The organism is Chthoniobacter flavus Ellin428 (assembly GCF_000173075.1).
Taxonomy (GTDB): Bacteria; Verrucomicrobiota; Verrucomicrobiia; order Chthoniobacterales; family Chthoniobacteraceae; genus Chthoniobacter; species Chthoniobacter flavus.
The window spans coordinates 18041-39450 of the sequence record NZ_ABVL01000010.1; the positions used below are offsets into that span (position 1 = coordinate 18041).

Consider the following 21410-nt stretch of genomic DNA (forward strand, 5'->3'; position numbering starts at 1 on the left):
ACCCTTGCACAAAACTGCCGCGAAGCCAAACACGCTTTTGGAAAGGGGCGTCTTCACAAAGAGCTTATCGCTTTTCGAGTTGGGGGCGGATTTCTGTATCGCGCAGGGAGCGCCAGGTCACAGTCTGGGCGCCGGTATCGGTCAGGATTGCAGCTTCGATGGAAGAGGCGGCCAGTTGCTCCTCACGGGCCTTGGCGATGGCCTCGGCGGAAGGCAATTCATCGGACGGTTCCTCGGACTGCGTCAGGTGGCCCACGGTCCAGGCGTCGAGGGCGATTTCGAGGGCCTTTTCCAAGGTCGAGGCAGGCAGGCTTTGCTCGCGCAAAAACCGCTCCATTTTGGCCGTGGACGCGGCCGTCCCGGAGATGACCCCGAACTCCTCGGGCGCCCGGCCGAAAGCGCCGCCACTGGTGAAGATCGCTCCGTCATAGTCGAGGCGCAGGAAGGTATTCGACGCGCCACCGCGGCCAAGTTCGGCGAAAAGCATGCGGGCGAGATAGGGCGCGCCGTAGACCTGCTCGAAGGCCGTCTTCAGCGCGGGTGAGAGCGAGTAATTGGCCAGGCGGCGCAGCGACACATCGTGCGCCGAGCGGGCGAAACCTTCCGCGCTGGTGATCTCGATGGCGGTCATGCGCAGCCGCTCGATGTCGCCCGGATGCCCGATCGTCCCGAGCCCGATGCGATCATAAATCTCGAACAGCTTCTGCCGCTCGCGCCCGAGCGTGAAAAGCAGAATGCCCTCCTTGTAACTCAACCCCGCGATGGGGCTGCCGCCGGAGAGTTGGTGCTCGATGTATTCACGCCGATTGGCGATGGCTTCGACCCAGCGATACGGTTCCTCGATCATAAGTGGGAAATGAATTTGGCAAGGTCCACCAGCCAAAGCCCCAGCCAAAAGATGCCGGCGACGATTTGCCCGAACCTCAGGAACGCGCGAAGTCCGAGCGGCTTAACCACCCTGCCTTCTGGAAAATTTTCCCGCGACTCCCTGGCGACCTCAAGCGTTGGCTGGCTCGGCATCATGGCACACTTCACGTCACCTTCTGCTTGAAGACACGGGCGAGGTCTTTTTCCGCGAGGGTGCGGATGCCGGTCTCGGAGATGATCTTGATGATCGGATAGACCTTGCCGCGCCGATCCACGCCGCCGGTGGCAGTGTCGTTTTCCGCGGCGGTGTCGAGGGCGCGCAGGGCGAGCACCACGGCTTCGGCTTCGCGGCGTTTGGTGAGCGGTTTGCTGCCCCAGGTGTTTTCGTAATAGAGGACGCTGCGCACGGCGGGGGAGCCGGAGCCGGTCGCGGCGAAATCGGCGGCCTCGAATTGTGCGCCCATGGCGTCGTAGAAATAAAGCCGCGCGAGTTGGGCCTCCGCGTCGTAGGCGGCGAAGATTGGGACGACCACGCCGACGCCTTGCAGGACGAAGCTGAGGTTGTCGCGCAGCAATTTTGAAAGCGCGCGCACCTTGCCCTCCAGACTCATTTCCTGGAGCTGGCTGCGGCGGTAGAATTGGAACGAATGCTCGAGCACACGGGCCATTTCCCAAGCGGTGGCGGGCACGCCGGCGATGGCCATGAGCGAGTGCGAATCGATCTCCAGCACTTTGTCCGCGCGATCGTATACGATCGAGTTGCCCGCCGTGGCGCGGCGATCACCGGCCACGAGCACACCACCCGCGAACTTGAACGCGAGGATGGTGGTGGCCTGCGTCTGCACGCCGGGCGCAGGATGGCTCGCGGCAGAAATCGCCGTAGGCACTTGCGGATAAAGGCCACGTTCACGCAGCAGTGCCGCGAAATCTCCCGCCTCCGGCGAGAGCGATGGCCGCGCGGGATCGAGCTCCATTACTGCCCGGTGCGCTGGCGATAGCGCTTCGATTGGTTGGGATCCACCCGGCGCATGCGCTGGAGCAAATCCTTGGTGTCGGGCTTGGAGATGTCGGGCGACTTGGGCCCGCCTCCATCACCCTGCTGCGGACCCCACGGAGCGGGGCCGACGGGTCGTTGCGTCCTGTCAGGCATATACCCAGCTTAATGGAGCGGCGCGAAAAGAGCAAGGTCGAGGCGGCGAATCGCGCAAGATTGGGCTGAAAATTGGCGCCACGCTTGCCAGCGGCAGCTTTAAGTGAGAAATGATTTTCATGCGTCGTTTCCTCCCTTTGATCATGGCTTTGGGCCTATCCCTCGCCACCGTCCCGGGCCTGCACGCGGAAGATGCAGTGGCCACTCAGAAACTGGATGAGTTGCGGCAGGCCGTGGAGGCGCAGTCCAGGCAGATCTCCATTCTCGCCGAGCAAGTGGGGAAATTGACGAAGGCGCTGGAAACGCAGAAAGTCCCCGAACCGACGGTGAAGATCAATGAAGTCCCGCCAACGGCCGCGCCGGCGCCCTCACCGGTGCCGGCGGCTTCCGCCGAAGGGACAAAGCCCACCTCGGAAACCGCTCCAGAAGCACCTAAAGGCGAGGCAATTCCGAAAGCCGAGGCTGTTCCGGGCACGAAACATGTTGTAACCAAGGGTGAAACACTCACTTCGATCGCCAAACACTACAACATTTCAATTGCGGACTTGAAAAACGCCAACAAGATCGATAACGAACGCAAGCTGCAAATCGGTCAAATCCTTTCAGTTCCTACCGCCAAAACCCCTGAACCGACCGATAAGAAAGAGAACCCATAGACTATGGAATCCGCTCCTACCTGGTATCTGATGAAGAACGATGACGGCACGATTTTCGGGCCGATTACCTTCGATCAACTGCACGAATGGGCTTCAGACGCACAGGTATCCCCCCTGGATAAAGTCTCCAGCGACGAGAAGACCTGGATGAAGGCGCCGATGGTGCCGGAACTGGGGATGGATTACTTGATCGAAGTGAGCCCGGATCAATTTTATGGCCCGACCACGCTGGGCGCGGTGCGCGAGTTTTTGATGCTCGGCGAGGTCGGTGGGGAGACGCCGGTGACCAATTGCCGCGACGGTTCCGTGACGATGATCCGGGACATCCCCGGTCTGGAGGTCGAAGTCCAGGAAGACGACGGTATCCAGCAACCGGTGCGCACGAGTATTCGCGTCAATCTGCAACAGCGGGTGCGTGAACTCGAGGAGACGCTGATGGAAGAACGGCGCGCCCGCGAACAGGCCGAGCATCTCGTGGAACGTCTCGAAGCGAAGCTGAACGAGATCACGCGCGCGGCGTCGTTGTAAGCTTTGGGAAGCCAAGGTCGCCCGTGAGTGGCGAAGCGGAACAACGGAGGGATACGCTTCTGCGTGTTCTCCGATATCGACTGCAGGAAGAGAACTGGGCTGCGAGTTAAATCGCGTAGCGATGCCGTGCCGGTAGCCGTGGCTTTCAAGCCACGGAACCGTCCCAAGCATGTGATCGTCGCGTAGCGACGTTTGCCTTCAAGTTGGCGTATGGGTGTCGAACACAGGGGACCAACACCCTCCTTCGCCGTCGAGTACGACGAGTATATCTCTCTGGTTGAGGCAAACGTCGCTACGCGACGACCGAGCTTTCGTCGCCTACCGTGGCTTGAAAGCCACGGCTACCGGCACGGCATCGCTACGCGATTTCCTCCGCGGGACCATACTGGGATGGAATATTGATTCTCCTATCCCAACGGATCGAACTGGTCTTCCAGCAGGGTGTGGACGTGCCCGGCGTAAGTCTCGAATGGGTCGGGCATCGGGAGATACGGCGTGTTGTCGAGTGAGATGGAATCCCAGTTGATGACGTAGGGCAGCTTGCGGTCCTGAAAGATGGAAACCGCCAGGCCGCGGCCGCAGGCGCGGGTGTCGGTAGGGGGATGATTTGTCGCAGCGGGGCGACGCATGCGTTGATTGAATTCCCCGATGCCCTTTGCGGCGGTGAGGGCGAAGAAGAGTCCCTTGGCGGGATTGATGTTGTGATACTCGAGGTCGAGGCTTTGCAGCCAAGGGTCCTGCCAGGTCAGGCCTTCGCTTTCACGGAAGGTTTCGAGCAGCCATTTCTTGGAAACCCAATCGACGCCACCGAGGAGCAGCTCCGGTTTGTTGGCCAGGGCGTCGAGCGTGAATTCCCACGTGTCCATGATCCAGTCGGTCTCCGTGTCGCGACCGGACTGGGTGCGGCGCGCGTGGGCGAGAAACTCGCGCTGGATATCGAGCGCGGAGCGGGTACGGCCGTCCTCGAGTTGCACCACGGCGTGGCCGGTGCCTTCGTGCGAGATTTGCCGGGTGGCGAGCACCGCATCGAGCAGGATGACATCATCCGGCAGGCTGCCTTCCTCGAGCATGGTGAGGACGAGCGCGGTGGTGCCGATCTTCAACGCGGTGGCGAAGGGCGACATATTCGAATCGCCGACGAGCAAGTGCAACCGGCGATACTTGCGATAATCCGCGAGCGGTTCGTCGCGCGCGTTGATGATCGCGCGATTGAATTGCACCCACTGGTAGATGTCGTTGACGATGTGATCGGCGCGTTGGCTGAGCTGAAACGACACCGGGCCGGTATTGGGCATGGGCTCGAAATCAAAGGCCAGCGGGCTCGCCTGGCCCACGCGTCCGGCGCCGGTGAAGAGCTGTCGGGTGGCGAGAAAGGAGAGCAGCGTGCCGAGCAGGCGCGGGCTGAATTGCAGCTCGCGCTTCATGAGATAGTTCTCGTGGCAGCCGAAAGTCGCGCCGGTGTGGTGATCGACGTTGTTCTTGATGAAGGCGACCTCTTCGCTCACGCCGAGCGCTTCGAGCGCGGATTGCAGCAACTGATCTCCCGCGAGGTCGTAAGCGACAGAGTCCTCCACCATGCGGCATTCCGGCGAGGAATACTCGAGGTGCCCCATGTCGATGTAGAGCCGACCGCCATTCAGCAAAAAGCCGCCATTTCCCGGCGGCTCTTCGTAATCGCGATAGTGCAGGTCGATGACGCCCGCCCTGGCCTTTTTGAAAAGGTAGTTTTTCACCCGCGCGGGCCAGGCGTCGGGTCCATGCGGCGCCTCGCCGCTGACGAGGCAGCCGTATTCAGTTTCGATGCCGACGACGCGGTTCATGAAAAGTGAGGTGTGAGGATGACTGCGGTCAATGTCGTCGAGCGCAGGTCATTTTTCACGCTCACTTTATCATTCGCCCGGATAGAGAATCCGGCCGCATTGCTCGCAGTGCACGATCTCGCGGTTGCCTTTCACACGCACTACTGTCTGCGTGGTAACCTTCATATGGCAACCCATGCAGACGTCGTGCTCGAGCGCGACGACGGCTTCGTTCTTGCTGCTGAAAAGACGGTTGTAAATATCGAGCAGGTCTTCGTCGACGTCCGCGGCGAGCTTGGTGCGCTCGGCTTCGATCTCCTTGAGTTGTGAACCGACGGCATCGATCTTCGAGGTGATATGGGCGAGCTGCCGCTCGACCTGCGCCTTCACGGCCTGCGTTTCCTTGTCGGTCTCGGCGACCTGGACCTTCATCTTGTCCGCGTTCTCCATGAGCTCCAGTTCGCGATCTTCGATCGTCTGGATCTCGCCTTCGTAGCGCTTGATCTCATTGTTCAGCGCCTGGAATTCCTCGTTCTTACGGGTCTGAAATTTTTGGGTCTGGTACTTGGCGATGGTGTCCTTCTTGGACTGCACTTCGTTCTCCAGCTTCTTGCGCTCCACCTCGATTTCCTTGGCCTTGAGCTTTTCCGCTTCGAGCTTTTTCATCGCATCCACCTGCTTGTCTTCGAACTCCTTCCGTTCCAGCGGCGCGAGCTTCAACTCTTGTTTCAGCGCGCGAATTTTTCGGTCACGATCTTGGAGGACGAGCAGCTTTTCGATTTCCGGGAGCATTGGGGGTCAAATACTGCGGGAAGATGCGGAAGCCGTCAATGGGTGGGGAGGGGAAAAGTTGAGAGTTGATAGTTGAGGGTTGAGAGTCCGGAAAAGTTGATAGTGGGTGGTTGATAGTTGATAGTCCGCCACTTGGCCGCTGGCGTGACCGCTCCGCGGTGTAGTGGTGGGAGCCCTGGCCTCAGCGCGCCAGGACGGGGCGATGAATTTACTCCAAAGCAATGTATCCACCCAATGACGGCTGCGACCAGCCGTCCCCATCTAATCCGGCGCGGAGCGCCGCTAGAAAGAGGTCCCGCGGCGGACTCTCAACTCTCAACTCTCAACTCTCAACCTTCCGCGCTCAGTACAGCATCGTCTCTTCCGGCGGATTGCACTTCTCCACTTTGTCCGCCTTGAGGATAGCGATGCGCTTGCCGTTTTCGACGGGGAAGGTTGCGGTGCCGGTGATCTTGATCCAGGTCATCTCGGGCAGGGACGGCTTGTCGCCGCTTTCGGCAAGCACGGCCACCGGACGGGCGTCCGCGGCGCAGCAGGTCATGAACATGCGCACGGCCTTGAAGCGCTTGCCGTCGGGGTTGTTCGTCGCGTCGGGCATGAGCTGGCCGATGAGTTCGACGGGCTTGCCTTCGAAATCCTTGCGCAAGGCGTTGTCCTGCGCGGCGTAGAGCAGGTCGAGCACTTCGGCGACGATGTGGCCATCGGGCGTGCGCTGAAGATAATCCTGCGGGGCCGGCGGTTGCTGGGAAGCTTGCGCGGTTTGAGCCGGAGTTTGCGGCTGGGCAGCGGGAGGCGTTTGCGCAGTGGATGTGGTCTGGGCCGCGGCCGGAGCGGGCCCCTGCGCGCTATTCGGATCGTTCTTCGTCGGCAACGGCATATCGACCGGCGTGATCGGAGTATTCCGCGGCTTGAAACCGAGCTGCGTCGCATCAGTCACCGCGATGGTATTCTTGATGACGTTGGCACTGTAGCTGTCCTTGTTGAACATTGCCGCCGCGGTGATCGGGAGGAGCAGGATGAGGAAGGTGATGACCTTGCCGGCGGAGCTCTTAAAAAAACTATGGCCGCATTCCGCCGCGGAGCAGCAGGCGGCGTCGGCCGGAAAGAGCAGGAAGACCAGGGCCATGATGCCCATGACGATGCCAGCGGCGACCGCGCCAATGCGGAAATCGGGGGTCAGGAGGCTGCGCATGTGGCCGGTTGCCCAAGAGATGAGGAGAATCGCGCTCCACGCGGCGAGAGTGATGCAGGGGAGCCAGCGGCGAAAGGCAGCGTTCATAGGTGGTGCGTTAGACTAGCGGATGGTGGGGAAAATTCAAAAGGGCTTTTGCGCCATGAAAAACGGGGCGATACGCCAGCAGATGAGAAAAATGCCGATGAAGAGCCCGATGCCGAGGGCGATGACCGCGCGTTTCTTGAAAAGCATGCTGTAGAGCCAGAAGAGCTTGAAGTCGAAGAGGGGGCCGAAGACCAAGGCCGCCAGCTTGGCGGCGAAAGGGAAGGTCCGGAAGGTGGCGATGATGAAGGCGTCGGTGGTACTGCAAATCGAGAGCGCGGAACGCAGGATCATCAGGGCGACAATGGCGACAGGGGTATTGGTCGCGAAGGGGAGAATGGACGATTGATTGATGGCCGTCTTAAAAGCGGCGGCGATGACCGTGCCGATGATGAGGAAAAAGGTGACGTCGAGGAAATCCGCCGTAGCCGATTGGGTGGCGAGCAGCATTTTCTGGCCGAAACTGGCGGACTGCGCCATGCCGGAGAAATCGACCGTGCCGCTCGGCGGAGCCGCGGCCACGCTCAGGCCGGCGCGACGGCGCCCGGTCGCTTCGCCCATGGTACCGGCGACCAGGATCGAGGAAGCGGGGAGGCGCTGGACGATGAAACCGATGATGACCGCGACACCGAAGCCGAAGCAGAGCCGGAGGATGGTCATTTCCCACGCCTGCTGGCCCTTGAAGGCGGCAAATGTGCTGAGGGCCACGATGGGGCTGACGATCGGCGTGGAAAGCATGTAGGTCACTGCACTGGAAAGCGGCAGTCCTTTTTTGATGAAGCGGCGGATGACCACCACGCTGCCGCATTCGCACATCGGGAAAATCATTCCGAGCCAGCCGCAAATGAGGATCGAGAGAGTCTCATTTTTCGGCAGCAGCCTGGCAATGCGTTCGGAGGAAATAAAGACGTCGACAAAGCCCGAGATGAGCGAGCCCAGCAGGAGAAAGGGAATGCCCTCGAACAGAACGCTGAGAAACGTGTGGGCGAAATCGGGGAGCCAGATGGGAAGGTCGGCTAGCATGTGCAGGGAGAATCGACGGGAAGGGCGAAATCTTGGGAAAAGAGTGCGCTACGGTGAATTGGGGGGGACGAGGAGGCAAGCACGCCACGCGTTCAGAATGCGGCAAAATTCGCGCGCTCCCTCGAGGACACGTGGGCCGGGTTGGAGCAGGAGATCGGAGTCGATGGCGTGAATCTGCTTGTCTTGGACCGCGCGGATTTTCGCGAAACCGGGGCGGGAGCGGATCGCATCGATATCGACCCGTTTGCCGCACCAACTGGCGATGATAATGTCTGGATTGGCGGCGATGACCTCTGCCGGGGTGACCCTTCGTTCCGTGGAAGCCCGGCCGCGACGGGTGGCGAAGACGTCCACGCCGCCGCAGCGTTCGATCAGTTCGCCGACCCAGGCGATTCCGCTGATCAAGGGGTCTGGCCATTCCTCGAAGTAGACGCGGGGTTTTGAGGCGGGGTCCGTTTCCTCCAACGCTTCCAGTTCTTCGAGGAATTCTGCAGCCAACCGCTCGGCGTCTGCCACGTGGCCGATTGCCCGGCCGATGAGTCGGATGGCCTCAGCGATCTCTGCGAGGGTTCGCTGATTAGTCGTGAGCACCGTGCAGCCGCGCCGGATCAATTGCGCGGCGATCTCCGCCTGCACGTCGGAAAAGCAAATCACCAAATCCGGTCGCAAGGCTGCGACACGATCGCAATCGGTGGTCGAAAAACCACCGATTACTGGGCGCGGCGCCAGCCCCGCTTGCGAGGCAAACGCGCTAACGGCCAAGACATCGTCCCAAGCGCCGAGGCGTGCACACACGTCCGCCGCTTCCGCGCTGAGGCAGACGATGCGCACGTGGACGGTTTACGAGCCGTAGGATTGTTCCACCCGCTGGGCGACATCCAGATAGCCGTAGTCGACTTCGTAGATGTCCTTCATGCACTTGAGCGATTCGTCCTTCTTGCCCATGCGTTCGAAGACGAGGCCGAGCTTGTAGAGGATCTCCTTCTTGGTGGCGTCCATGGCCAGCATCTCGGAGGCGGCTTCCTGAAACTGCTTCACCGCGAGGTCGAGCATGTTCTTTTCCGTGTAGCACTGGCCGAGAAGATTCATCGCCTTGAGGCGGGCATTCGGGTTCTGCTTCGCACGCTGCAGTTCCTGAATGGCCTCGGTGTATTGGGCGGCACGCACGAGTTGCTCGCCGAGTTCGAAGCGGAGTTGCAGGTCCGTGGGGTTGCGCTCGACGCGCTTCTTGGCTTCGGTGATGAGCAGTTCGGCCTTGTGCCGCTTCAATTCGGCCAGTTCGTTCCGGTAGGCTTCGGCCTCATCGTGTCCTTCGCCACCTTGCGCGAGCCAGTCCTCGAGAGCTTTTACGCGCATGTCGATGCGCTGAAGCTGCAGGGTGCTCAACTTGCGCGCAACGGCCGGATCGGAGCCACCCACCAACTCATTCGTGTGGTGATAGTAGTAGTAGGCGCCATCGAGACTCTCATCGTCCTGGCGCTGCTCGAAACGATCTTCCCACAGCTTCGCGATGCGGCGGGTGAGGTCGACATTCGTCTGGGCCTCTTCCCACTGCGGGGTGAGTTCGCCGAGCTGTTCGTCGATCATTTCCACGCTCTTCACCACGCGGCTCTTCTGTTCGAGCGAGATCGCCTCGTCCTTGTTCTTCATCAAGTCGCGATAGCTCTGCGCCGTGTCCCAGCCGCCCTTCTTCATCGACGCCGTGGCCGCCGCATCCTTGCTGCGCTTCACGGCGGTGAGATCGCCGGGATTGATCTCCGCGATCTTGCTGTAAACGTTCACCGCTTCGTCGGCGCGGCCCATGGTGAGGTAATGCTCGCCGAGCTCGTGCATCGTCTTCGTGTCGGTCGGGTTCGCTTCCACGATCGTCTCCAGAGCGAAGGCGGCGATCTCGGGATAGCCGGCCGCCTTGGAAGCTTCCTTCAACAGATGATTGATCTGCACATTCGTGGGGTCGGACTCGAGGGTCTTTTCCGCCAACTCCATCGCCGCGACCGGATCCTTCTTCACCATGCCCGCTCCTTTCAGCGAGGCGGTGGAAAGACCGCTGAGAAAACTCTTCTTTCCCCTGGTGGCGATGATCTCGACCTTGCGAAGCGTTTTGCGCGCGTCAAGAAACCCGGGAGCCTCCTTCAGGATGTTTTGGATCAGCGAGATGGCGTAACCAAAGTTTTTCAGCTCAACCGCGTGGGCGGCTTTCAACCAAAGAGCGCGTGAATTTTCCGAAAGATCCTTCTCTGTAGTAATGGGCATAAATCTGGGGCCGGACAAAGTAACATCGACTTCCCAAATTTGACAATGCCTCGTGCGGCAAAAAACGCACTTCTCCTTTTCCCCTCTGAAAAACGATGACCTATCGGGGCAGCGGAGGCGTCAGCTTGTCGCTGTCATCCTTGCGACGCTCCGGTTTGGCGCCCATCATCTGCTTCAGCACGTCGGCTTCCTTTTTGGCATTCTGGACGAAATCCGTCGGACCATGCTCGAAAAGGACGGTGAAAGCGAAAGTCGACGCGAGGAAGACTGCGATCCAAAAGATATTGCGAATAAGGGCCATTGGATGGGGTATCGGAAAAACACCTAGTGCATAGTCCATGCCGCGGCAATGGACAAATCTTTCACCCTGGCACACCGTGTTTTCTTTGGAGGGACAGCTGGCGGTGCGGTCTCGAGCCTAAATGTCCGCCGATGGCTCGGGCGGCAGGGGCGGGGATGGCGGCTCGTGATGGCGCAGGTGGGTAAGGGAATAAAGCGTGGCGTAAGAGAGCAGGGAAAAGCAGAGGAACGTGACCATAAAGGCGGCCATCTCCGGGTTCGGCTTCAAGGCGGGGTGATGATTGACCTGCCCGAGTAAGCCGTCGGGCCGCAAAAGCACATCCCAGCTATTCCAGCGGGCGAAACGGCCCAGATAAATTCCGAGAGTGCCCAGCATCAGCATCAGCAGCGCGAAAGCCCAGCCCCAGCGCGAGCCGCGGCGGGCGCGGACGGTTTCCTGCATGAGCATCAGCGAGAGGTAGCCCAGGAGCAGCCCCGTCCAGGCAAAGGACATCATCATCACGATATCGAACCACTGCGGCACTGGCTGCCGGCCGAACAAGTGGAGGAAATCCGTGACCATATAGGGCGCATTCGGGAAAAACAGAAACCACAGGATCGCGCAGATTCCCAGCGACCACCAACGCGCCGGACGCTCGCCCACGAGCTGATAGACCCGAAGGGCGAAGATCAGCGGCAGCCACGCGAGAAGGAGATTCCAGACGTAGAAGCCCATGCTCAGGCGGTGGCTAAACACGATTCGACCGGCCAGCATGACGAGGCTGAGCACCGAGGCAAAAATGAGCGCCTTCACCGCGACACGCACGCGGTGGTCAGGAATCAGACGTCCATCCATCGGGGGACTATTGCGCCGGCTTTTCCACCGGTGAGGCCGGCTTGGGAGCCTCGGGCGTGGCTGAAGAAGGGGATGTTGCGGATGCCGGTGCAGGCGCGGGTGCGGGTGCGGGTGCCGTTTCCGGAGCGGGAGCCGGCGCCGGAGCTGCCGCCGCTGCGGGGGCGGCGTTTTCCGAGCCTTCGCCTGGCTTTTGGTCGAGGCGAGTGACGTTGGTATTCACCGTCCCGAAAATCTTCCATTTCCCATCGTCCGGACGCAAGGTGTGAACGCCTTCCACGACGTTCAGCGGCACGGTCCCCGCATCGGTTATTTTATCCGTCGTCTGTTTGAAACTCACCCGCGCCTCTTCCGGCGAGGAAGTCACCACTTTCAAATCGCTCACTGCCACCTTCAGGGTCACGGCCTTGAACGTCTGCGCGATGAAATCCTTCAGGTCGGCGAAATGCTCCATCTTCGGATGAATGGTCGCCATCACGCCATCGACGTCCTTGTTGTTGAAGGCCCTGGCATTGTCCTCGATCACTTGGGAAAGCACCTTGGGATCCGGTCCCTGCGCAGCAGGTTTCTCGCAGCCTCCCATGACGAAGGGGAGTAGCAGGGCGGCAAACAAAGGGACGAAAAAGAACTTCATAAAAGGAGTGCGCTCCGTCCATAGCGCAAAGGGAGCTTGTGGGCAAAGGGCGTTTACGACGTGTTGCCTCGAAATATCCTTGCCTGTGGCGAGGCGGCCTGCTCGCACTCGGGGCGCATGTCCGATCATTTTACCATTCTCGCCCAACTGCGCCGTCCGTGGTTCGATGAAGACGTCCTCAAGGAGGCGTTTCATCGGGCGACGGCGCAGCAGCATCCGGATGTGGTGGGAGGCAGTGGGGACGAGGCGTCGGCGTTAAATGCGGCTTATGCGGTGTTGCGCGATCCGGCGGCGCGGCTACGGCATTTGCTGGAGCTGGAGTGGCCGAATACGGCGCCGGCGGCGATCGGTATCGCGCCGGAATTGGCAGATTTATTTGGCAAAATCGCTGCGCTGCGGCAGGCGGGCGCGGCGTTGGCGAAAAAAGAAGCGGCAGCGCAATCGCCATTGGCCCGGGCACTGCTGGTGGGGGATCGCGCGGCGCAGCGGAAGGAATTGGAGACCATTCTCGTCGCGCTAGGAGGGGCGGAAGCGGCGGCTCGGGAGGAATTGCGGGCGGTAGATGCGGAATGGGAGACGCGCGATGAGGCGACTCGCGCGGCACTGGCCGCCTTGCAGCAACGCTTCGCGTTTTTGGCCAAGTGGCAGGCGCAGTTGCGCGAGGACCTGTTCCGATTGGGTGAATAGGTTGCATCCGGCGCCCGGCTTCCGCCATCTTCCCGCATGATCGTCGGCATCGACCTCGGTACTACCAATTCTCTCATCGGCGCAATGGACGCCGGTTTTCCTATCCTGCTCGCGGATGCCGACGGCGAGCGCCTGACGCCATCGGTGGTGCACTTTCCTGCGAGTGGCGAACCGCTGGTCGGTCGTGCCGCGGCGCGGACGCGCGCGGTTGATTCCGAGCACACGGTTTATTCGATCAAGCGTTTCATCGGTCGACGGGTGGGCGAGGAAGCCGACGACGTGAGCTACCCACTGGCTGGGGAAAAAGGCGCGCCGGTGCGGGTGCGGATGCGGGATCGCGATTATACTCCGGAGGAAATTTCCGCGTTGGTTTTGAAAAAGCTGCGCGTCGATGCCGAGCGGGCGCTCGACACTGAAATCACGCGGGCGGTCATCACCGTGCCCGCCTATTTCAATGACGCGCAACGCAATGCCACCAAGGCGGCGGGCGAACTGGCTGGGTTCACTGTGGAGCGCATCGTCAACGAGCCCACCGCTGCCGCGCTGGCGTATGGATTGGATAAGCTGCGCGATCGGGCAAAGATCGCGGTTTTCGATCTCGGCGGCGGCACCTTTGACATCTCGATTCTCGAGTTGAATCAAGGCGTCTTCCAGGTCCTCGCGACCAACGGCAATACGCGGCTCGGCGGTGACGACATCGACAACGCGCTGATCGAAAAACTACGGAGGGACGCGCTCCGGCCGAGGTGGCGGAGGGGAATAGAGGAGGATGGCCAACGGGCGAGCCGCGTTCCCACTTCTCCGGAAAAGGACGGGGACGCGCAGGAGCGCATTCCTCCGAGTATCTTCGCCCGCCTGCGCGAAGCCGCTATCGTGGCGAAGCATCGGCTCTCTTCGGAGGAGTCAGTAACGATCGACCTTCCCTTTATCGAAGGCGCACAGAGCGTTTCGCTTACCCTCACGCGCGCCGAACTCGAAACCATCGCCGCGCCGATCGTCGAAAAGACCCGCTGGCATTGCCGCCGCGCTTTGGCCGATGCCAAACTCACGCCCGCCGAACTCGATGACGTCATCCTTGTTGGCGGCCAGACGCGCATGCCGCTCGTCCGCCGTCTCGTGGCGGAGATTTTCGGCCGCGAACCGAACGTCTCGCAAAATCCGGATGAAGCCGTGGCTCTCGGCGCGACCATCCAGGCCGGCATTCTCAGCGGCGCAGTGCAGAATGTCGTGCTGCTCGATATCACGCCGCTGTCGCTCGGCATCGAGACGTTTGGTGGCTTGATGAACGTCATCATTCCGCGCAACTCGACCATTCCCATCAAGACCGGCGAGATGTTTACCAACGCCGTGGCCGGGCAGCAATCCATGCTCATCAAAGTGCTGCAGGGTGAACGCGAGATCGCCAGGGACAACTGGCCGCTCGGTGAATTCACCCTCGATTTCGAGCGCGCGCCGAAGGGCCAGGCCCGGGTCGGTGTGCAATTCGAGATCGATGCCAATGGCATCCTCCACGTCCTCGCCCGCGATACGAAGACCGGTGCGGAGAAAATCGTACAGGTCAGCAGCGCCATCGATGTCTCCGACGAAGCCGTCGAGAAAATGCTCGAGGAATCACTCGAACACGCCTTCGAAGACATGAGCGACCGCGTCTTCACCGAGGCCAAACTCAAGTCCGATGAACTCCTGCCCGCCGTCCGCGCCGCCTTGCAAAAGGTCGGTGATCAACTCACCGACGAAGAGCGCACCCAGATCTCCGCTGCCAACGCCGAAGTCGAAGCCGCCCTCGCCGCGGGTGAGCCGCACCGCCTCAAACGCGCCAACGCTGCCCTCGACGAAGCTACGCAGCGGCTGGCGACCTTGCTGATTGAGCAGGCGATGAAAGCGGGCGGGCGGTAGGATAGGCAGCGCCCACGAATTCGAAAGAGCGAGCTGCAGCGCGCGCACTCCAAAACGCAAGCGTTGTAGTTCGCTCAACGCAGTTCGTAAGCACCGGTAGCTGATGCAACAGCCCGTTCCGCGCTTACCGAAACTCTTCTCTTTTGAGCAACTCCCGCACGCTGGCGAGCATGGCATCGAATTGAGATTGGTTGGGGTAGGCGTTGCGCCCCTTGGCTTCGATCCTGACATCGCCAAAATCGGCAGTGAACTGCCAGACCGTGCCGTCGACGACGCCATCGTTCACATATTCGTTTTTCCAAGACCATACCTTGGCGGCGTTCAAATGCGCGCGGAAGGTCTTCCATTGTGTGTCGGTAACCTTGATTGTGCTGCGCTCGCTACTGTGGCTATCCCGGGAAGGAAGCGAACTGTGGCTGTAGACCAATGTGTCCGGCGCGGTCATTTCGACGACCCAGAATCCAGTGAGGAATCCTCCAATGGCGGCGGAGAATTTTTTTGGTGCCGCATCGGAGTCTGCCGCCTGTACTGAGTAGTAGAAGCAGCAGATGATCAGTAAAAATCCAAAGAGTCTGCCGAGCAATTTTACGGTCATAAGAAAGCGAGCGATGCGACGATAGCCTTGCTCAATGCAGCATCGGCGACGGATTCGGCACGCGGATGAGCTGGGCGTCGAGGTCGAGGAAAAAGTCGAGACGGCGGTCGGCTTCCGGTTCGTCGATGTGCCGGGCCATGATGAGATAGCTGGCGTAGTGATTGCCTTCGCTCTCCACGAGGCTGGCGTAGAAATCGGCCAGCGGGGCGTCGAGGTCGCGGACGCCTTCGGCGAGGATCTGGAACTTCTCGCAACTGCGTCCTTCGATGAGCGCACAGACGACGAGGTGATCGATGACCTGCTGCTTCCGTCCTTTGCGCACGGCGTTCATCATTCCCGAAATCCACGGGCTGCGTTTCGGATGGCCGAAAGGGATACCGCGCTCGCGCAGCAGTCGCAGCACGAGTTCGAAATGCTGGAGCTCTTCGATGGCGATGGCATTGAGCTCGCTCAAGTGGTCCCGCAATTCCTCGTATTTTTCGAGGTTCAGTGCGGTGGTTGCTGCCTTGCGCTCCAGATAGGCATGGTCGAGTAGCACCGGCGCAAGGTTCGCGCGGATTTGCGGCAGCCAGGTATCAGGAATTTTTTCGCGCCAAAGGAGCATGTTCTTTCCATGCCGTGCGACGCGCCCTTCGGCAAGCCGATCTATGCGCCGGCGCTACTGCAGTTTGGCGTAAATGAAGAGCAGAAGGATCGCGCCGATGATCGAAAGAATGAAACCGGCGGGATGAAAAGGTGCGCCCGGCTTCGGCTTCGAGAAAAGCCGCGCGATGAGCCCGCCGATGATCGAGCCGGCGATGCCGAGCAGGGAGGTCATCCAGAAGCCGAGATGCTCGGCCGGGTGGTAGAGGTGTTTCGCGACGAAGCCGATGATGAAGCCAACGATGATTGACCAGATGATGTGCAGCATAGGTGGGTGTGTTTAAGGTATGCCTATGGTCCGAACCGCGTTTCGGAGAGGATAAGCGATCCCACCGTGCCGTCCAGAGGATTGCGGAGGGCGAGCCGCCCGCTGCGGGATGGAATAGGAGGAATGGGAATGATAGGAGAAATAGGACTCCCATAAGTCCTATTCTTCCCTCTATCCCGGATTTCGGAAAGTAGCGCTTCGCGTCTCTGGCGCGAGCCTGGCGTCTTACTTCCGGAAGGACTTCGTAAAATCCTCCACCTGCGTCTGCACGACCTTCTTCTGGTGCTTCGAGTTGGCGATGAGCTCGTTGAGCTTCGTTTCCCAAGCTTTGCTATCCATCGGCAGGTCGACGGTCTGGCTGATGAGCGAGGAGTAGAGCAGCACATTGGCCAGTTCCACCGAGCCCATGCCATCGTAACCGGTGGCGAGCAACGGCGTGCCGTCGAGAATGGCGTCGACGAAGTTTTGCATCAGCACCGCGTGGGCGTTGGCGACCGTGTCGAAGGGGATCTCCACGTTCCAGACGTCGGGTTTGGCGAAGCCGCTCTTCGATGTCTTGCTGAACTCGATCATGTCCGCGTCGTTGCGGGTGAAGGTGAGTTTGTTGTTTTCCAGCACGACTTTGCCGCGGGTGCCGACGAGTTCGAACCGATTCGTCCCCGGTGCTTCACCGGTCGAGGAAATGAAGACGCCGGTCGCGCCGTTGGCCCACTCGAGATAGCAGGTCACGCTGTCTTCCACTTCGATGTCATGGAACTGGCCGAGCTGGCAGAAGCCGCGCACTTTCGAGGGCAGGCCGCAAAGCCACTGGAGCATGTCGAGCTGGTGCAGGCATTGGTTCAGCAGCACGCCGCCGCCCTCGCCCTTCCACGTGGCGCGCCAGCCGCCGCTCGCGTAATAGGCCTCGGTGCGGAACCAGTCAGTGATGATCCAATTGACGCGCACGAGCTGGCCGAGTTCTTCGGCGATGAGCTTGCGTAACTTGATGTAACGCGGCTCGACGCGCATCTGGAACATGCCGGCGAAGACCTGCTTCGGGTGTTCCTTGGCGACGGCGAAGAGGCGTTCGGCATCGGCCTTTTGCGCGGAGATCGGTTTTTCGATCATCGTGTGCAGGCCGTTTTGCAGCGCATCGATACCGAGGGTGGTGTGGAGAAAGTGCGGCGTGGCCACGACGATGGCGTCGATCTTGCCGGAGCGGATCATGTCCTCGCATTTCTCGAAGGTTGGGATGCCCTTGGCCTTGAATGCTTCGAGGCTCGGTGCATACGCATCGCTCACCGCCGCGAGTTCGCAGCGCGAGATTTTGCCTTCCAGCAGATAGCCGGTGTGAAATTTGCCGATATTGCCGAGACCGACGATGCCGAGACGTACTTTGGACATAAAAAGCGGAAAATGAAGACGGGTTTGAGGGGCAGTCAGGTTCGCTGGCCGGGAAATAAGGGGGCAAGCTCTTTCTTGCGTGTTGTGCCGTCCCTGCCGTGCCGTTCTGAGGACATTGAAGTTCTACCGCTTATCCGCTGGCGTTCCACGCGGGGATGCCTTTACAACCTCAGACCCCTTTTCCCATGTCCGCACCCCGTTCGTCACAGTCCGCCCAGTCGCCACGCCAGAAGAAGCTGCTCGTTGCCAACCGTTCTGAAATAGCCATTCGCGTCTTTCGCGCGGCTACGGAACTCGGGTTGCGCACGGTGGCGGTGTATGCGCAGGAGGACCGTTTTTCCATGCACCGCTTCAAGGCGGACGAGGCGTATCTGGTAGGCGAGGGCAAGGGGCCGGTGGGGGCATATCTGGATATCGAAGGGATCGTGGCTATCGCCAAGGAGCACGGCGTGGATCTCATTCACCCGGGCTACGGTTTCCTTTCGGAGAATGCGAAATTTGCCCGGGCTTGCCGGGATGCGGGGATCGAATTTGTTGGACCGAAAGCGGAACTGCTCGAGCTCATGGGTGACAAGGTCGCGGCCCGGGCGCTGACGCAGAAGCTGAAGGTCCCGACGCTGCCCGGCACCGAAGACCCCGTGAGCGATCGCGGGGAGGCGCTGAAGATCGCGGCGCATATCGGTTTCCCGTTGATCATCAAGGCGGCCTTCGGCGGCGGTGGACGCGGTATGCGCGTGGTGCACAAGGCGGGCGACCTGGATGCCTTGCTTGACGAAGCGCAGGGTGAAGCGGAGCGTGCCTTCGGCAATCCGGCAGTCTTTCTCGAAAAATACATTCCGCGCGCCAAGCACATCGAAGTGCAGGTGCTCGGCGATCGCCACGGTAATGTGGTGCATCTGCACGAGCGCGATTGCTCGGTGCAACGCCGCCACCAGAAGGTGGTCGAGATCGCCCCGTCCATCGAACTCGACGACCGCGTGCGCCACGAGCTCTGCGACGCCGCGGCACGCATCGCCAAGGAGATCGGCTACGACAACGCGGGCACCATCGAATTCCTCTACGACCTCGACACGAAGGACTGGTTCTTCATCGAGATGAATCCGCGGATTCAGGTCGAGCACACGGTCACTGAGCAGATCACCGGCATCGATCTCGTGCGCTCGCAGATTCTCATCGCCCAAGGGGCGAAGCTGCATGGTTCCGAGCTCGGGTTGCCGAAGCAGGACGCCATTCCGCGCATGGGCTTCGCGGTGCAGTGCCGTGTCACGACCGAGGACCCGGAGAACAAATTCACGCCGAACTACGGCAAAATCATCACCTTCCGTCCGGCGGAAGGCTTTGGCATCCGCCTCGATGCGGGCATGGGCGATGCCGGCGCGGTGATCACGCCGTTCTACGACTCGTTGCTGGTGAAGATCACCGCGACCGGGCAGACCTTCGAGATGGCGCTGGACCGCATGGATCGCGCGCTACGTGAGTTCCGCATCCGCGGGGTAAAGACGAACATCCCGTTCCTCGAGAACGTCATTCATTTCCCGATTTTCCGTGAGGGGCAGGCGACGACGACGATGATCGATACGTCGCCGGAACTCTTCGAGTTCAAGCCGCGCCGCGATCGCGCGTCGAAGCTGCTGCAGTTCCTCGGCAACGTCATCGTCAACGGCAACCCGCACGCCAAGGGCTACAAGCCCACGGCGCCGATGGAGCCCGCGCCGCTGCCTTCATGGGATCGCAAGCAGGAACCGCCGAGCGGCACACGCCAGCTCCTGCTCGAAATGGGGGCGAAGAAATTTGCCGAGTGGACGCTGAAGCAGAAGCGCTTGCTCGTCACCGACACGACTTTCCGCGATGCCCACCAGTCGCTCATGGCCACGCGCGTGCGCAGCACCGACATGCTGGCCATTGCCGATGCCGTGGCGCGCCGCACGCCGAAGCTTTTCTCGCTCGAAATGTGGGGAGGCGCGACCTTCGACACCTCCATGCGCTTCCTCAGCGAAGATCCGTGGCAGCGCCTGAAGTCGCTCCGCGAGCGCATCCCGAACATTCTTTTCCAGATGCTCCTGCGCGGGGCGAATGCGGTCGGCTATACGAGCTATCCGTCGAACGTGGTGGCCGGCTTCGTGAAGCATGCCGCGGCGTGTGGCATGGATATCTTCCGCGTGTTCGATTCGCTGAACGATCTCTCGAACATGAAAGCCGCGATGGAAGCAGTGCAGGATACGCACGGCATTTGCGAAGCGGCAATCTGCTACACGGGCGACATTCTCGATCCGCAACGGTCGAAGTATTCGCTGAAGTACTATGTCGGCCTGGCGAAGCAGCTCGAAAAAATGGGCGCGCATTTCCTGTGCATCAAGGACATGGCCGGTCTGTGCCGGCCCTACGCCGCGAGCGCGCTGGTCAAGGCGCTGAAGGAAGAGATCGGCATTCCGGTGCACTTCCATACCCACGACACGAGCGGCATCAATGCGGCCTCCATCCTGCGCGCATCGGATGCGGGTTGTGACGTGGTCGACCTCGCCATCGCGTCGATGAGCGGTTCGACTTCGCAGCCGAATCTCAACTCCGTGGTCGCCGCGCTGCAGAATACGCCACGCGACACCGGCTTGAATCTCGATACGCTCAATCAATTCAGCGACTACTGGGAGCAGGTCCGCGGCTTCTACGCGCCGTTCGACACGGCGCCGAAATCGGGCAGCGCCGAGGTCTATCTGCATGAGATGCCCGGCGGTCAGTATACGAACCTGAAGGAACAGGCAGCGTCGATGGGCCTTGGCGGCCGCTGGCCGGAAATCGCACGCACTTACCGCGAGGTGAACGACCTCTTCGGCGACATCGTGAAAGTCACGCCGTCGAGCAAGGTCGTCGGCGACATGGCGCTCTTCCTTTTCACGCGGGGCATCAAGCCCGTGGATGTGGTGAACCTGCCGCCCGGCACGAGCTGGCCGGAGAGTGTCATCGATATGCTCAGCGGCGGCCTTGGCGAACCGATGAGTGGCTGGCCGCCCGCCCTGGTCAAGGCGGTGCTCGGCACGACGAAGCCGAAGCGCGCGAAACTCGCGCCGGTGAAACTCAAAGAAACCAAGGCGGAAGTGGCGGCGAAGACGAAGCGCGACCCGAGCGAGGACGATCTCTTCTCGCACCTCATGTATCCGAGCGTGTTTGCCGAGTTTGCGAAATTCCAGCGCGAGTACGGCGACGTGAGCGCGTTGCCGACGCCGGCGTTTTTCTACGGCTTGAAGCCGGGCGAGGAAATCAGCGTCCCGATCGAGGAAGGCAAGGTGCTCTTCATCAAGTTGATCAACGTCGGTGCGCCGGACAAGGAAGGTCGTCGGGTGATCAGTTACGAGCTCAATGGTATGCCGCGCGAAGCTTCGGTGGCGGATAAATCCGTCGCGCCGAAGAGCAAGTCCCGCGTGAAGGCGGATGCCAATGATCCGCTGCAACTCGGCGCGCCGATTCCCGGCATGGTCACCGCGATGAGCGCCACGCTTGGCGGCAAAGTGGCGAAGGGCGACAAGCTCGTGACGCTCGAGGCGATGAAGATGCAAACGACGATCTATGCTCCGGCCGATGGCGTGATCGCCGAGGTCGCGGTGGTCGTTGGCGATTCGCTCGAAGCGAGTGATCTCGTGCTCAAGCTACGCGCTTAGGACATTCATCGAGGACGTTCGCCCCGTTGCGACTCTTGTCGGACTCTTGGTGTGGTGAATGTGTTATATAAGTTACATTGATTGAAATTTTTATAAGCGGTTTTTCATATCTGAATGTCTTTTATAACATTCTCGAGACGTTCCGTTTGCGCCTGTAGTCGACACTTTTACATGTA

At 60.6% G+C, this 21410-nt stretch carries 21 protein-coding genes; 5 read left to right on the forward strand and 16 right to left on the reverse strand.

Features of this window, described 5'->3' with window-relative positions; all coding sequences use genetic code 11:
• Positions 1-64: 64 nt before the first annotated feature.
• From CFE428DRAFT_RS16765 to CFE428DRAFT_RS37450, 3 genes are all read right to left on the reverse strand, one after another.
• Positions 65-847, reverse strand: coding sequence for a 20S proteasome A and B subunits (locus tag CFE428DRAFT_RS16765; RefSeq protein ID WP_006980791.1), 783 nt, complete (start codon positions 845-847; stop codon positions 65-67).
• A gap of 184 nt (positions 848-1031) precedes the next feature.
• Positions 1032-1841, reverse strand: a complete 810-nt coding sequence (locus CFE428DRAFT_RS16775; protein ID WP_006980792.1) for a 20S proteasome subunit alpha — start codon at positions 1839-1841, stop codon at positions 1032-1034.
• On the reverse strand, positions 1841-2017 hold the full coding sequence (locus tag CFE428DRAFT_RS37450) for a ubiquitin-like protein UBact (protein ID WP_006980793.1): 177 nt from the start codon (positions 2015-2017) through the stop codon (positions 1841-1843). The genes CFE428DRAFT_RS16775 and CFE428DRAFT_RS37450 overlap by 1 nt, the downstream gene beginning before the upstream one ends.
• Before the next feature lie 110 nt (positions 2018-2127).
• Here CFE428DRAFT_RS37450 and CFE428DRAFT_RS16780 point away from each other — a divergent pair, with 110 nt between their 5' ends.
• Both CFE428DRAFT_RS16780 and CFE428DRAFT_RS16785 read left to right on the forward strand, forming a co-directional pair.
• The gene (locus CFE428DRAFT_RS16780; protein ID WP_006980794.1) at positions 2128-2673 is read left to right on the forward strand and encodes a LysM peptidoglycan-binding domain-containing protein; all 546 of its coding nucleotides are present in this window, start codon (positions 2128-2130) and stop codon (positions 2671-2673) included.
• Positions 2674-2676: 3 nt separating this feature from the next.
• A complete protein-coding gene (locus CFE428DRAFT_RS16785) occupies positions 2677-3201 on the forward strand; it encodes a GYF domain-containing protein (RefSeq protein WP_006980795.1) in 525 nt (174 codons plus the stop codon).
• A 407-nt stretch (positions 3202-3608) separates the two neighbouring features.
• Here the strand turns inward: CFE428DRAFT_RS16785 and CFE428DRAFT_RS16790 are convergent, their stop codons facing one another.
• The 9 genes from CFE428DRAFT_RS16790 to CFE428DRAFT_RS37455 all read right to left on the reverse strand — a co-directional run bounded on the left by CFE428DRAFT_RS16790 (position 3609) and on the right by CFE428DRAFT_RS37455 (position 12110).
• Positions 3609-5021: a proteasome accessory factor PafA2 family protein gene (locus tag CFE428DRAFT_RS16790; RefSeq protein WP_006980796.1), complete on the reverse strand. Its 1413-nt coding sequence runs from the start codon at positions 5019-5021 to the stop codon at positions 3609-3611.
• A 69-nt stretch (positions 5022-5090) separates the two neighbouring features.
• Complete coding sequence (locus tag CFE428DRAFT_RS16795) at positions 5091-5792, reverse strand: zinc ribbon domain-containing protein (RefSeq protein ID WP_006980797.1); 702 nt, start codon at positions 5790-5792, stop codon at positions 5091-5093.
• 343 nt (positions 5793-6135) lie between these two features.
• Positions 6136-7071 carry a TIGR03943 family putative permease subunit gene (locus CFE428DRAFT_RS16800; RefSeq protein ID WP_006980798.1) on the reverse strand — a complete coding sequence of 312 codons (936 nt, stop codon included), beginning with the start codon at positions 7069-7071 and terminating at the stop codon, positions 6136-6138.
• Positions 7072-7107: 36 nt separating this feature from the next.
• Positions 7108-8091, reverse strand: coding sequence for a permease (locus tag CFE428DRAFT_RS16805; protein ID WP_006980799.1), 984 nt, complete (start codon positions 8089-8091; stop codon positions 7108-7110).
• 48 nt (positions 8092-8139) lie between these two features.
• A complete protein-coding gene (locus CFE428DRAFT_RS16810) occupies positions 8140-8922 on the reverse strand; it encodes an ABC transporter substrate-binding protein (RefSeq protein WP_006980800.1) in 783 nt (260 codons plus the stop codon).
• 9 nt (positions 8923-8931) lie between these two features.
• On the reverse strand, positions 8932-10293 hold the full coding sequence (locus CFE428DRAFT_RS16815) for a tetratricopeptide repeat protein (protein ID WP_157447549.1): 1362 nt from the start codon (positions 10291-10293) through the stop codon (positions 8932-8934).
• Between the two features lie 151 nt (positions 10294-10444).
• Positions 10445-10645 (reverse strand): hypothetical protein, encoded by a 201-nt coding sequence (locus CFE428DRAFT_RS16820; protein WP_006980802.1) that lies wholly within the window; start codon positions 10643-10645, stop codon positions 10445-10447.
• A 117-nt stretch (positions 10646-10762) separates the two neighbouring features.
• On the reverse strand, positions 10763-11479 hold the full coding sequence (locus CFE428DRAFT_RS16825; protein WP_006980803.1) for a DUF1361 domain-containing protein: 717 nt from the start codon (positions 11477-11479) through the stop codon (positions 10763-10765).
• A gap of 7 nt (positions 11480-11486) precedes the next feature.
• Positions 11487-12110, reverse strand: coding sequence for a Cif family virulence factor (locus CFE428DRAFT_RS37455; RefSeq protein WP_006980804.1), 624 nt, complete (start codon positions 12108-12110; stop codon positions 11487-11489).
• A 117-nt stretch (positions 12111-12227) separates the two neighbouring features.
• Between CFE428DRAFT_RS37455 and CFE428DRAFT_RS16835 the strand changes: the two genes are divergently transcribed.
• On the forward strand, positions 12228-12797 hold the full coding sequence (locus CFE428DRAFT_RS16835) for a hypothetical protein (RefSeq protein WP_006980805.1): 570 nt from the start codon (positions 12228-12230) through the stop codon (positions 12795-12797).
• 36 nt (positions 12798-12833) lie between these two features.
• Positions 12834-14693 (forward strand): molecular chaperone DnaK, encoded by a 1860-nt coding sequence (gene dnaK / locus CFE428DRAFT_RS16840; protein WP_006980806.1) that lies wholly within the window; start codon positions 12834-12836, stop codon positions 14691-14693.
• 124 nt (positions 14694-14817) lie between these two features.
• On the opposite strand, the gene CFE428DRAFT_RS16845 is transcribed toward dnaK, so the two are convergent.
• From CFE428DRAFT_RS16845 to CFE428DRAFT_RS16860, 4 genes are all read right to left on the reverse strand, one after another.
• A complete protein-coding gene (locus CFE428DRAFT_RS16845) occupies positions 14818-15288 on the reverse strand; it encodes a hypothetical protein (protein ID WP_006980807.1) in 471 nt (156 codons plus the stop codon).
• 31 nt (positions 15289-15319) lie between these two features.
• Entirely contained in the window at positions 15320-15892 is a 573-nt protein-coding gene (gene miaE, locus CFE428DRAFT_RS16850) for a tRNA isopentenyl-2-thiomethyl-A-37 hydroxylase MiaE (RefSeq protein ID WP_006980808.1), read from the reverse strand.
• Between the two features lie 54 nt (positions 15893-15946).
• The gene (locus tag CFE428DRAFT_RS16855) at positions 15947-16198 is read right to left on the reverse strand and encodes a GlsB/YeaQ/YmgE family stress response membrane protein (RefSeq protein ID WP_006980809.1); all 252 of its coding nucleotides are present in this window, start codon (positions 16196-16198) and stop codon (positions 15947-15949) included.
• Positions 16199-16423: 225 nt separating this feature from the next.
• Complete coding sequence (locus tag CFE428DRAFT_RS16860; RefSeq protein WP_006980810.1) at positions 16424-17581, reverse strand: Gfo/Idh/MocA family protein; 1158 nt, start codon at positions 17579-17581, stop codon at positions 16424-16426.
• A 185-nt stretch (positions 17582-17766) separates the two neighbouring features.
• Here CFE428DRAFT_RS16860 and CFE428DRAFT_RS16865 point away from each other — a divergent pair, with 185 nt between their 5' ends.
• Positions 17767-21234, forward strand: coding sequence for a pyruvate carboxylase (locus CFE428DRAFT_RS16865; RefSeq protein ID WP_006980811.1), 3468 nt, complete (start codon positions 17767-17769; stop codon positions 21232-21234).
• The last annotated feature ends 176 nt before the right edge of the window (positions 21235-21410 follow it).